Source organism: Variovorax sp. P1_G12 (genome assembly GCF_056405555.1).
Window position 1 is genome coordinate 1 of sequence record NZ_JBFUBW010000071.1, and the last position, 11,590, is coordinate 11,590.

Consider the following 11,590-nt stretch of genomic DNA (forward strand, 5'->3'; position numbering starts at 1 on the left):
CCAGGTACACCGCCCGGGGTGCGTTGCCGCTGGCCTGGTAGCCAGGTACACCGCCCGGGGTGCGTTGCCGCTGGCCTGGTAGCGCTGCAGGGTGCGCAGGCTCACGCCCAGGTGGCGGGCGACGTGCTTGCGCGGCTCGACCTGGTCGGCGAGCAGGTAGTCCAGGGGTGGCAGGCGGGCGAACGAGGGCGCGAGGAAGGGCATGAGAGGGCTCCTGCGAGGATGCCAAATGTGCGAGAGCCGGCCATGCCGCCCCCGCAAGGCCATGACAGTTTGTCGCAGGGTCACGCCAGACCGCGGCGCCCTCTTCTTCCTATGCCATGCGGGCTTTTCCGGGGCGGAGAGCGAGTGAGAAAAGTCAAATCCCCCCCGGCTGGATCAAAAAGAGTTTGAGCAGGCATTGCGCAAGGCTTGCAAATCAATGAACCCTTCGCCGAACGCTGCGAACTCAGAGGCGCGTCAACGTGCTCCGAAAGCAACAGCTCGTTCAACGCGGCAAAACTAACCGATCGCTCCGGCCTTCGGCTGACAAGGACCTGTAGTGCAGAGGCAAGGCAGTCACGGCGTTCGTCGGATCCCATCAGAAGAGGCCAGAAATGCGACATTTCAACTTCGCTGGCGCTGCGACATTTGAAAGCAGCGTTGACAAAGTCGGCCACCAACCCGCTACCGGCATTGCTGGCTAGATCGGAGTGGTGATACCCCCGCGATTCCGGCCTTGGCTGCTCAGAATTTCCAACCCACGCGCTGGCTGCCGCAGCATCAGCAAGATGAAGCGCTATTTCTCGTTCGGCGCCGCAACAGCCTCGCGGCCTTCTTCCGAGCGCCCACTCACGTTGCGTGTCAGCCACGAGTGAGTTGAGACAAGCTGCACCCGCGCGCGGGCGGCTTCGAGCGCGAAATGACCCGCGGAGAGACGAGGACTGCGCCAGTAGTGTTCTACAAGGAAGGTCAACGAATCGAAGTCGGTGGCGTGAACGGGCCGCTCAGCACGCGGCGAAAGTTCCCGCAGCAATGCGCATCTCCAGGCGCGTCGAGCCGCGCACAGCAGGCCGCACAGCCGTGCGAGGCACACAGCGCTGCGCGCGGCTCAGTCCGCCGTCGCGCCGCCCCCGTCGCGGAAAAAGAGGTCGGTGCGGCGATGCTCCCATGCCGGCAACCCGGCGCGCAGGGCCGTTACCCGCTCGGGATCGATATCGGCCAGGATATAACCGGTGCGGTCCGGCATGCAGGCCAACACGGTGCCCCAGGGATCGACAATCATGCTGCGCCCGAGACACGGCAATCCCGGCCCGGCGCCGCCGATCTGCGCGGCGGCCACCACATAGCACTGGTTTTCAATGGCGCGTGCGCACAGTAGAGTCTCCCAGTGATCCCGCCCGGTATGCAGATTGAAGGCGGCAGGCACCACTAGGACATTGGCGCCACGCCCGCGCAGCGTGCGATACAGCTCCCCGAAGCGCAAGTCGTAACATATGCTGAGGCCAAGCGTCAGCCCCGCCGCCTCGACGGTCTGCAAGTGTTCGCCGGGCGCGAAGTCGGCAGACTCCCGATAGGAGACACCGCCGACCACCGCGTCATACAGGTGGACCTTGCGGTAGCGCGCGGCAATGGTGCCGTCCGGCGCAAAGGTAATGCCGCTGTTGCCGAGCCGGGACTGGTCCGCCAGCCGCTCGTGCATCGAGCCAAGGTGAATCCAGCAGCCGGTGCGCTGCGCCAGCGCCGCGATGTGCCCGGTGACCTCGCCGGGTATCGGGCTGGCCGCCACTCGCAGCGTTTGCGCGTCGCCGCGCACATCGCTGTATTCCGGCGTGACGATCAGCTTGGCGCCGTCGCCGGCCGCGGCCAATATCCAGCGCTCCAGCGCCGCCAGGTTCGCGTCGCGGTCTTGCTGGCTGTCGAGTTGAATCGCTGCCACTCTGATTGGCATGACTGCTCCTTATTCCGTTGCCTGCGGCTCGCCTGCCTGCGCGAGCAACCCTTGCGCCACCACCCGCGCTATACGCGCCAGCAGTTCGGCGCCATCTCCGCCATCGAGCGTGTGCGCGGTACGGGGATCGGTGAATCCATCGGCCAGCACAGCCAGCACCGCGCTGCAATCGCCCACGGTGAGGATGCCGGCGTCATGGCGCAGGCCCGGCAACTGGCCGGTTTTGTTGGCGAGATGCGCTTGCCCCGGCAGTGCGGCGCCGAAGTGGGCGCGATCGCGCTGGTCGGCCAGCAAGGAAAGCGCGAAGGTCCGCAGTGCCGCCGGCAACGAGGCCTCGCGCAACAGCCAGCCGAGCGCCGCCGCGGCATCGCCCGCACAGGTGAAATTGTCCAGACCAGCCTTCCTCGCCCCGGCGTCCATCATGCGCCGCTGCAAACAGCTTCCCGCGAGGCCGGCACGCCGGCACCACTGCGTAACCTCTGCGCAGCCGAGCAAGCCGATTAGGGCGTTGGTGGCCACGTTGTCGCTGAGCACGATCATCAGCCGCGCCAGTTCCGCCAGCGACAGGCTGGCCACGCTGGGCAACTGATGGAGAATGCCGGTGCCGCCCGCGCGCGCGCCCGCCTCCAGGGGAAGTTGCTCGTCGAGTCGGTAGCTGCCACCCGCCACCCGCTCCAGCAGGGCCAGCAGGATGGGGAGCTTGATGATGCTGGCGGACGGCCGCACGCGGGCGGCGTCGCGCTCCAGCACTACGCTGCCGTCAAGGCCCCGCAGACTGATCGAAACGCGTGCCGGTGTCGCCGCGAGCAGCGGCGCCAGGCCGGCTTCGACATGCTGGCGCAATGCGTGCGCGTCCAGCGGATGCGATCCTAGCGGGAACATGATCTCTCTCCTTAAACCAGGAAGAAGAACAGGGAGGAGAACAAGCACAGGTTCACCACGATCACGGCCCAGCCGTTGTAGAGCATGTATTTGAGCTGGGTCGAGCGCGCCAGCCCCATCTGGCCGAACATGTCGGAGGTGGGGAACGGCCCGAACCAGTCGATCTGCGAGCTGCCCAGGATCACCGCGGTGGTGGCCGCCGGGCCGACCCCGGCGGCCGCCAGCAGCGGACCGAAGATCTTGGCCGTGAACGTCATCTGCGCCACCGCCGCGCCAGGGATATGCCCGATCACGTTGAACCACAACACGATCACGCACAGCATGGCGCCGCCGATGCCGGCCAGGTGCGGGCTCGCCAGGTCCAACAATGCGTGGTAAGCGTTGAGCTTGTCGACCAGCACCAGCACCGGATTGAATAGCCAGAACAGGAAGAAGATCCAGATCAGCTTGCCGGCGCCCGCGTACATGGCCTGCAGGATGGCGCGCGGGCTCATGCCTCCGGCCAGCCCGGTGGTTGCGGCAAGCGAGACCATGACGATGATGGCGAACGCGTAGCCCGCCTTGGCCAACACCCCGGCCACCGCCATTGCGACGATGGTCAGACAGAAGGCCCACGCCGCGCGCACGGCCTGGCGCGACGGCTTGGCGTTGAGGTCGATGGCAGCCATGCCGCCCGCGCCCGCCTCTTCATACTGGTGACTGGCTTCGGTCATCTTCTGGATACGACCCGACATGAACCAGCCGCTCAGCAACGTCGCGGCGGCCATCGGGATGCCGGCCACCAGCAGGTACTCCGGGTAGCTCAGGCCAGTCAGCCCGGTCACCGTGACCACGTTGGGTGTGAAGGGCCCCAGCACCAGCCCGGCCGACCCGGCGGTCTGGAACAGAGCGGCTACCGCGGGAGGCGACAGGCGTACGGCGGCCGCAATCGGGATCACCACGGCAGCGATGATGGCATTGCCGCCAGCCAGCGTGCCCAGCGCGCCGCAGATCAGCGTCGAGGTCACCATGATGCCAAGGCGCACGCGCACCTGGTTGGACAGCCCGATGCGGCGCACGATGGCGCGCACCATCTGCTCTGCGGCCCCGGTGCGGGAGGCGACCTCGCCTACGCCTGCACCCAGCACGATGATCAGACCAACCACCGCGATAAAGGAACCTAGCGAGTCCGCCAGCAGCTTGCCCATGCCGATGGGCGTGGTGCCCGTCATGATGGCGCCGAGCACGATCGCGGCGATGGTGGATAGCACGATATCCACCCCCAAAAGTGCAATGACAGCAAATACCAGTACCGGCGTCAGTCCCCACAGGCTGGTTTGACCTGCCATGGTGGAGTGGGTGTACAGCGCAATCGCCAGTCCAAGCAAGAATACCGCGATGGCGGCATTGCGCCGGCCTGGTTGCAGCGCGCCAGCAGCGGGCGGCCGCGAGGCAGCTGCCTTCTGTGTCAATAAGGTCATGTCGTCTCCGTTCTTTCAAATCTCTTGTTCAGCCGTTACGCTCCCCGCGTCCGGCCTTCTTGCACTTATTGCGGTGTGATCCCGGCCTTGCGGATCACCGCGCCCCAGCGCTCATATTCCCCGCCGATCTGGCGCGCGAAAGCCTCCGGGCCGTTCCCGACCGGATAGGCGCCAGCATCGACCAGCCGTTGCCGGGTACCTGAATCCTTGAGCGCGGCGATAGAGGCATCCGACAGCCTGGTGCGCACGTCGGCGGGCAGTTGTGCCGGCGCCACCACGCCATACCAGGCGCTGCCACAGGGGCAAGGATTTCTTCATTGTTTGGCCTCCTCGGGTAGTCAAGGCTTATCTGCGCGCCCAGAGTTCAGCGGGTAAGGAATTGGCCGGCGGCGGCGCCGGTTGCGCCTTCGCTCCCCCAGACCTCACAGCCGTTCACATAGACTTGCTCGATCCCCGCTGACAGCTCGCACGGCTGGGTATAGTCAGCACGGTCGATCACGCTGCCGGGATCGAACAGCACCAGGTCCGCCGCATATCCTTCGCGTAGCACGCCACGCCCGGGCAGCCCGAAGACCGCGGCGGGCAGCGAGGTCATGCGGCGGACCGCGTCCTCCAGCGTCAGCAGTCCGAGTTCGCGCGCGTAGTGGCCGAGCACGCGCGGGAAGCTGCCCCACAAGCGCGGGTGCGGATAGGGTCCGGGGATGCCGTCCGAGCCGATCATGGTGCGCGGATGCGCCAGCACGCGGCGCAGGTCGGCCTCGTCCATCTGGAAGTAGATAGCGGTGGCGGGTCCCAACCGCGCCGCCGCTTCTTCCTGCGACACCCCCCATTCGGCGGCGATCTCGTGCAGGTCGCGGCGGGCCTGCTCGGGATGCGGCTGCGAGCTGGTGACGATGATGCGCTCAGCTTCACCAACGAACTCTGGCAACAGAACGGTGGAACTTGCGGTATAGGGATAGACATCGAGGGCGACGTCCTGTGTGGCAAGCGCCCGGTCGATCAGTTCGAGCGTCACCGTGGTCTTGCCGAAATTACTGCGGCCGATGCATTTGTGGTGGGAGATCACGACGGGGATGGCCGCCTCGCGGCCAATCTCCAGCGTCTCGCGCACGGCTTCGATCACCTGGTCACGTTCGCTGCGCATATGCGTGGTGTAGATGGCACCGGGATGGCTCGCCGTCACCCGCGCCAGCGCGACCACCTCTTCCGTGGGCGCCGCGCGGCTGGCGGGATAGCTCAGCCCCGTGCTCAGGCCGAGGCCTCCGTCCTGCAGGGCCTGCGCCAGGGCCGCGCTCATCGCCTCGATCTCGCCGGCGCTCGCGGCGCGGGTGGTGTCCTGCATGGCCCCCGCGCGCAACGTGCTGTGCCCCACCAACAGGCCGACATTGACGCTAGGCGGCGCGGCCTCAAGCGCGCTTCGGTATTGCGCCACGGTGGCAAAGCAAAAGTCGGGCATTTCCCCGAGCAGCGTCAGCGGCTGGGGCAAGGGATTGCGCGGCACCAGCGGCGCGATGCTGATCCCGCAATTGCCGGCAATCACGGTGGTTACGCCCTGGCTGGTCTTGGCCGGCATCGACGGCGTCTTTAGCAAGGCGCTGTCGTCGTGCGTATGTACGTCGATAAAGCCCGGCGCCAGCACGCGGCCAGCAGCGTCGATGGTACGGACGGCGTCCCACCCAGCGCAGTCGCCTACGGCGGCAATGCGGTCGCCGGTCACCGCCAGCGCGCCGGATCGCCGGGGGGCGCCGGTGCCATCAATCAGTTGACCGTTCAGGAACAACAAGTCGCAAGAGGGCATGGTTCAATTCCGGGAAGCCGACCCGCGACGCGCGATGCGCATGCGGATGAACGTTTGGGGGATAGTCTGCACGCGTGCCACGTCAGCTAAGAGCGGCGTAGGCCACGATTTCGACCAGCATCTCCGGCCGGCCGAAACCCACCGTCACGAACGCCGCGCGGTTCGGATACGGAGGCGGCACGAACTCGGCATAGACAGCGTTGAAGCTGGCCAGGTGCGAGCGGTCCGTGACATAGACCAGGACCTGGGTCAGGTCGGCCAGCGTACCCCCTGCCGCCTCCAATGTCGTGCGCAGGTTGACCAGAGTCTGGCGCGCCTGCGCCTCGATGCCGCCAGACACCACAATGCCGTCCGCGCCGATGGGGATCTGCGTGGTAAAGAGAATGCCATTGCTCAGCACGGCCCACTCGACAGGTGCCGCAGAGGATGGCAACCCGGTATCAATGATCTGTTTCATGAACTCTCGATTCAGTGAGGAAAGTCAGCGCGCCAGCGCAAAAGCAGAGGCATCCAGCGGCGGCTGGCGCCCCGCGATGGCGTCAGCAAGCAGGGCCGCGCTGCCGCAGGCAAGGGTAAAGCCCAACGCGCCGTGACCGGTGTTCAGCCACAAGTTGGTGTAGGGCGTTGCGCCGATCAACGGTTTGCTGTCGGGTGTTGCCGGCCGGCTGCCAAACCAGGTGGCCGCCGCATCGAAATCCGCGCCGTCGGGGAAAGTTTCGCGTGCCTGCCGGCTGAGCAAGGCGATGCGCCGCTGGTCGGCGCGCGGGCGCCTTCCGGTCAGGTCCACCATGCCGGCAACGCGCAGGCGTTGCCCCAGGCGCGCATACACCACCTTGTGGTGGAGGTCAGTGATACTGATCCCAGGCGGCCGGTGCTTGTCGTCCACCGGCGCGGTCAGGCTATAGCCGGTCAGGGGGAATATCGGCAGGCGCAGACCCAATTCGGCCAGCAAGGGTACGCTGCCCATGCCGGCTGAGATAACGAAGGCATCGGCCTCGACCTCGTGGCTTTCTGTGCGCACCGCCACCACGGCGCGCCCCTCGCGGCGCAGCCCGGTTACGCGCGCACCGCAGAGGAACTTCGCACCATAGCGCCGCGCGGTCAATTCCGCCATGTTCGTAGTGAAGGCATGGCAGTCGCCGGCATCTTCGCTGGGCGTATGAACGCCGCCGGCAAGCCGATCGCTGAGATGCGCCAGCGCGGGTTCGAGCGCGATACAGGCCGTGCCGTCCAGCGCCTGCTGGTTGCTGCCTAGCGCGGCCTGGTAGTCCAGTTGGCGGCGCGCATGGGCAAACGCCACCGGATCGCGGTATACCACCAGCTTGCCGTTGCGCTGGTAGTCGAATTCGATCTGCTCTCGCGCAACGAGCTCATGCACCAGGGTGCGGCTGTGGTAGCCAAGGCCAAGCAATTCGGCAGTGACGGCACGCGCCACGTCGCCGCGGCAGGCTCGCAGGAAGGCTAGGCACCAGCGCCATTGCTGCCATTCCAAGCGCGGCACGAATCGCAGGGGGGAATCGCGGTCCAGCAGCCAGCCGGGCAGCTTAGGCAGCACCGCCGGATCGGCCAGCGGCGCCACATAGCTGTAGCTGAGTTGCGCGCCGTTGGCCTGGCTGGTTTCCAGCGCCAGACCCTCGCGCGCTTCCAGCAGGGTCACCGTGTGCCCTTCGCGCGCCAAGTAGTATGCACTGGCGACACCCACCACGCCGCCGCCAAGTACGCAAATCCGCATGCTATGTTTTCCTGCCTCGATATCCTGCTGCCACTCTCCAAGCCCGCCGGGTCCGCGGCTGGCGGACTGGCTGGGGACAGCGAGAGTGTGGATGCGACAGGAGGCAGGTTCAAATGAACTTTTAGCCCCCCCCCATAACCCAAGGTTATGGGCACTCCTTCGGCGCCGCGACGGGCGTCGCAGTCAGTTGCTCGCGCAACACTTCCAGCAGCGCGTCCAGCGCATGCGACGAGACGCCGCCCTCCGGATGGATCGCCATCACTCCGACGGACAGCGCTGGCGACACCGGCTGCACGGTTAAGTCACCGTGGCTGGCGCGCGCAGCGAACTGCGCCGTGAACTGGTCTACCAGCGCATACCCCACGCCGCATTCCGCCAGGGCGGCCGCAACATAGTAGGTGCGCGCCTCGATCATGGGGGTGCGCTCTTCCAGGCCAAGCGCATGGAAAGCCTGCGCGATCAGACCGCCGAGCGGATCGCCGCTTCCGATACCGATCCAGCGCTGCTCGTCAAGCTCGGCCAAGCGGACGGATTCGTGCTTCGCCTCGCCCTGCGGCGGCCCGAGGTAAACCACTGCGGCGCGTCCAAGATTGGCCACTGCCACGCCCGGCTGGGCCGGCGGATCGAACACCACAGCGAGGTCCAGTGCCCGCGATAGCACCAGCGCCAACAGTTCGTCGCCATGACGCGTCTGGATCTCCAGCGAAACCCCCGGGCATTGCAGCCGGAAGTCACGCACCGCCTGCGGAATCAGGCTCAGACCAAGGCTCGGCAGGCAGCCTATGCGCAGATGCCCCTCGGGATGCCGCTTGAGATTGCGTGCCAGCCGCCTGACATTTTCCAGGTTCGCGAACAGGTGCTCGGTCTCGGAGTAGAGCAGTTCCGCCTCTCGCGTAGGCAGCAAGCGGCCGTGGGCTCGCGTGAACAGCTTCAGCCCGAGATCGCGCTCGGCATGCGCGAGTACCTTGCTGGCCGCTGGTTGAGACACGCAGAGCAATTGCGCGGCGCGGCTCAGGGAACCGGTACGCATGACCGCATGGAATACTTCGAGATGACGCAGGCGCATGAAGCGGGATGAAAGGGATGATGGTTTTGGCCGCGGTGCAAGGGATTTCCTTGATTCTGATGCAATTTGCCGGGGTAGCGCCCCCTAGGAATGGTCTTGTATGGGCGCCTCCCGGATCGCAAGTAACTCGTGTGTGTGAAGAAGCAGGAGGCAGGGCTGCAGTCTTACTGGAATGGACGCCCCCTTTCTTCGACGTCCGCCGGCTGCCAGAGTGTCAGCGGGCGATGTTGCCCACCTGCATATCGGAGGCAGCTCATGAAGATCACGACGATTGGTTTGGACCTCGCCAAGAACGTGTTTCAAGTTCACGGCATCAACGAGCACGGCGTCGCCGTACTTCGCAAGCAGCTCAAGCGCAACCAAGTTGCACCGTTCTTCGCGCGTCTGGAGCCCTGCTTGATCGGTATCGAAGCCTGCGGCGGGGCGCACTATTGGGCGGCCAAGCTCACCGCGCTCGGGCATCGCGTGAAGATGATGGCGCCGCAGTTCGTCAAGCCGTATGTCAAGACAAACAAGAACGACACGCTCGATGCAGAAGCGATCTGCGAGGCTGTTACACGATGAGCAATTGGGCCGCGCTGACGGCGTTCCTGGAGCACGGGATGCTGGAGGCCGCGGTCTTCGGGTCAGGGACCGACGCCGACACCTGGCTAGACCGTTCCCCGAACCAGTCGCTACAGGCGACCTTGCCGATTTGGCCAACCGTCGCTCCTTAACCGTAGCGCCAGGTCGACGATGGCGTCTTGAAACCAAATCTCTGCTTCTTGGTAGCGCCGTTGGTACGCCGTCAACGAGGCGGCGTGCTAGCCGAAACTTGCGACGTCGCGCGGATTCTTGCCAAGCACGGAGCTACGCCGCGCAATGTGGGCGGCCGATGAATCATCGGATGCCGCACATCGACTGGCCAGCCAATGCTCAACGGCCGAGCAGCATGAATGGCGCCCAGCTGGCGTCATCGGCCGCCTTCCGAATCGCGCGTTTGGCCAGTGTGAGCGCCTCGTCCGCAGGCAACCCGCGCCGCACTCCGCCCATGAACTGGTCTACCAGGTTCGCCGTGGCAGCGTCATCGTAGATCTTCCACAACGTGAGCACCGTGCTCAGCGCCCCGGCCGAGAAGAAGGCATAGGGCAGGCCCAGCACGCCCTCCCCTGCTGCGAGTCGCCCACGTCCACTCTCGCAACTAGATGGGATGGACACCCGCCGCCCTTCGGGGCGGGGTGGGCAAAGATAGAGGCACCCCGGGACCGAACGGTGCCAAAGTGACGTCTCCATCCACCACCTCAGGAACGGAGGGACCGAAATGAATCGTACGACGTATGGTCTGGACATCGCAAAGCGCGTATTTCAGATGCACTGGGTCGATGCCGACACCGGAGAGATCGTGAATCGACGCTTCAGCCGGACGGAATTGCTTGAGTTCTTGTCGAAGAGCTCTGCAGGGAGGGTCGCGCTTGAGGCGTGTGGCAGTGGGCATTGGTGGGCGCGCAAGATTCGCGCGCTTGGCCACGAAGCAGTGTTGTTGCACGCCAAGTTCATTCGACCTTTTGTGCAAACCAATAAGACCGACGCTGCTGATGCCCGGGCGATTTGGACTGCAGTTCAGCAGCCTGGCATGCGTACGGTGGCGGTCAAGAGTGAGGAACAGCAAGCGGTGCTGGGACTGCACCGAGTGCGCACTCAACTGACCAAGTTCCGGACGATGCAGATCTATCAGCTGCGCAGTCTGCTTTACGAGTTTGGCGTGACGTTGAGAACTGGCAGGCAGGCCGGTTTGGCCGAACTGCAAGATCGAATGGCTGACATTGAGGGGCGCGTGCCCGGTCTGCTGATGGACGTGCTGCGAGAGCAACTCGCGCGCGTTCACAGTTTGGACGAACAAATCTCGGTTCTCGAGAAAAGAATAGCAGCCTGGCCGAAACAGGAAGCCAGTTGCCGTTCGTTGTTGGCGATCCCGGGCATAGGCCCCTTGACTGCCAGCGCATTGGTCGCCACCGTGGGTGACATACGCACCTTCAAGTCGGGGCGTGAGCTGGCATCGTTCATAGGGCTGGTGCCGCAGCAGCGCGGAACCGGCGGCAAGATTCAGCTGGGCACGATCAGCAAACGCGGGGATCCGTACCTGCGCACCCTGCTGATTCATGGCGCCAGATCGGTGTTGTTCAGATCGAGCAAGCCGAATCCCTGGGCAGAGGAACTGAGCAAGCGGCGTCATGCCAATGTCGCGGTCGTCGCATTGGCCAACAAGATGGCACGAACCGCGTGGGCGATTCTCGCTCATGGTCAAGCCTACCAAGCGGGTTACATCAGAACCCGGCCACAGGCGCAAATGACCTAGTTCGATGAGAGTGCACCGAAGGTTGCGCAGGTTGATGATGAAGTGATGGCACGACAGGTCGGACCGCAAGAACTCAAACCTGAATAATGTCTTGCGCTCAAAGCGCGGCGACTAGATGAGGCAGTTCTTGGCGAATTCCATCAGGGCCCGCAGGCGGAACCTGCATCCAAGGCCGAATGTATACATGGACGCCCCCAGTTTGCAAGGCTATGTCACGTTGCTGGCGAGCAGGAGAAGATTGCAGACATACATCCGACCTTCAGACGCATGAAGCGCTTCGGCCCTGATGGAATGCGCTGGCTGGCTCCTCAATAAGACTGCGAGCTCGAAGCTCGTTATATCCGTCAGGTTTGACCAGCCCCGGTCCTACCTGTATTGCCATCAACG

At 64.9% G+C, this 11,590-nt stretch carries 10 protein-coding genes and 2 pseudogenes; 2 read left to right on the forward strand and 10 right to left on the reverse strand.

Going from position 1 to position 11,590, the window contains the following annotated elements; genetic code table 11:
* The 9 genes and pseudogenes from AC1D2O_RS37160 to AC1D2O_RS37200 form a co-directional block, all read right to left on the reverse strand.
* Window positions 1-204: pseudogene (locus AC1D2O_RS37160) on the reverse strand (hypothetical protein); the annotation flags it as partial.
* 886 nt (window positions 205-1,090) lie between these two features.
* Window positions 1,091-1,930 carry a carbon-nitrogen hydrolase family protein gene (locus AC1D2O_RS37165; protein WP_478091543.1) on the reverse strand — a complete coding sequence of 280 codons (840 nt, stop codon included), beginning with the start codon at window positions 1,928-1,930 and terminating at the stop codon, window positions 1,091-1,093.
* A gap of 9 nt (window positions 1,931-1,939) precedes the next feature.
* The gene (locus tag AC1D2O_RS37170; RefSeq protein ID WP_478091545.1) at window positions 1,940-2,812 is read right to left on the reverse strand and encodes a serine hydrolase; all 873 of its coding nucleotides are present in this window, start codon (window positions 2,810-2,812) and stop codon (window positions 1,940-1,942) included.
* Between the two features lie 11 nt (window positions 2,813-2,823).
* On the reverse strand, window positions 2,824-4,272 hold the full coding sequence (locus AC1D2O_RS37175) for a gluconate:proton symporter (protein WP_478091546.1): 1,449 nt from the start codon (window positions 4,270-4,272) through the stop codon (window positions 2,824-2,826).
* Between the two features lie 65 nt (window positions 4,273-4,337).
* Window positions 4,338-4,547: a hypothetical protein gene (locus AC1D2O_RS37180; RefSeq protein WP_478091547.1), complete on the reverse strand. Its 210-nt coding sequence runs from the start codon at window positions 4,545-4,547 to the stop codon at window positions 4,338-4,340.
* 89 nt (window positions 4,548-4,636) lie between these two features.
* Window positions 4,637-6,070 (reverse strand): N-acyl-D-amino-acid deacylase family protein, encoded by a 1,434-nt coding sequence (locus AC1D2O_RS37185; protein WP_478091549.1) that lies wholly within the window; start codon window positions 6,068-6,070, stop codon window positions 4,637-4,639.
* Between the two features lie 82 nt (window positions 6,071-6,152).
* On the reverse strand, window positions 6,153-6,527 hold the full coding sequence (locus tag AC1D2O_RS37190) for a RidA family protein (RefSeq protein ID WP_478091551.1): 375 nt from the start codon (window positions 6,525-6,527) through the stop codon (window positions 6,153-6,155).
* A gap of 24 nt (window positions 6,528-6,551) precedes the next feature.
* Window positions 6,552-7,802, reverse strand: coding sequence for a D-amino acid dehydrogenase (locus tag AC1D2O_RS37195; protein ID WP_478158879.1), 1,251 nt, complete (start codon window positions 7,800-7,802; stop codon window positions 6,552-6,554).
* Between the two features lie 145 nt (window positions 7,803-7,947).
* The gene (locus AC1D2O_RS37200) at window positions 7,948-8,868 is read right to left on the reverse strand and encodes a LysR family transcriptional regulator (RefSeq protein ID WP_478158880.1); all 921 of its coding nucleotides are present in this window, start codon (window positions 8,866-8,868) and stop codon (window positions 7,948-7,950) included.
* A gap of 255 nt (window positions 8,869-9,123) precedes the next feature.
* Between AC1D2O_RS37200 and AC1D2O_RS37205 the strand changes: the two are divergent.
* Window positions 9,124-9,429, forward strand: a pseudogene (locus AC1D2O_RS37205) (IS110 family transposase); the annotation flags it as partial.
* A 354-nt stretch (window positions 9,430-9,783) separates the two neighbouring features.
* Here AC1D2O_RS37205 and AC1D2O_RS37210 read toward each other — a convergent pair.
* A complete protein-coding gene (locus tag AC1D2O_RS37210) occupies window positions 9,784-10,197 on the reverse strand; it encodes a CHAT domain-containing protein (protein WP_478158881.1) in 414 nt (137 codons plus the stop codon).
* Here AC1D2O_RS37210 and AC1D2O_RS37215 point away from each other — a divergent pair.
* Window positions 10,169-11,203 (forward strand): IS110 family RNA-guided transposase, encoded by a 1,035-nt coding sequence (locus tag AC1D2O_RS37215; protein WP_478158882.1) that lies wholly within the window; start codon window positions 10,169-10,171, stop codon window positions 11,201-11,203. The two genes, AC1D2O_RS37210 and AC1D2O_RS37215, sit on opposite strands and share 29 nt — an antisense overlap.
* Window positions 11,204-11,590 lie beyond the last annotated feature (387 nt).

Excerpts from the sequence above, each read along its gene's own strand:
- AC1D2O_RS37165 (WP_478091543.1), bottom strand. The coding sequence starts at position 1,930 with ATGCCAATCAGAGTGGCAGCGATTCAACTCGACAGCCAGCAAGACCGC.
- AC1D2O_RS37170 (WP_478091545.1), bottom strand. The coding sequence starts at position 2,812 with ATGTTCCCGCTAGGATCGCATCCGCTGGACGCGCACGCATTGCGCCAG.
- AC1D2O_RS37175 (WP_478091546.1), bottom strand. The coding sequence starts at position 4,272 with ATGACCTTATTGACACAGAAGGCAGCTGCCTCGCGGCCGCCCGCTGCT.
- AC1D2O_RS37185 (WP_478091549.1), bottom strand. The coding sequence starts at position 6,070 with ATGCCCTCTTGCGACTTGTTGTTCCTGAACGGTCAACTGATTGATGGC.
- AC1D2O_RS37190 (WP_478091551.1), bottom strand. The coding sequence starts at position 6,527 with ATGAAACAGATCATTGATACCGGGTTGCCATCCTCTGCGGCACCTGTC.
- AC1D2O_RS37195 (WP_478158879.1), bottom strand. The coding sequence starts at position 7,802 with ATGCGGATTTGCGTACTTGGCGGCGGCGTGGTGGGTGTCGCCAGTGCA.
- AC1D2O_RS37200 (WP_478158880.1), bottom strand. The coding sequence starts at position 8,868 with ATGCGCCTGCGTCATCTCGAAGTATTCCATGCGGTCATGCGTACCGGT.
- AC1D2O_RS37215 (WP_478158882.1), top strand. The coding sequence starts at position 10,169 with ATGAATCGTACGACGTATGGTCTGGACATCGCAAAGCGCGTATTTCAG.
- AC1D2O_RS37210 (WP_478158881.1), bottom strand. The coding sequence starts at position 10,197 with ATGTCCAGACCATACGTCGTACGATTCATTTCGGTCCCTCCGTTCCTG.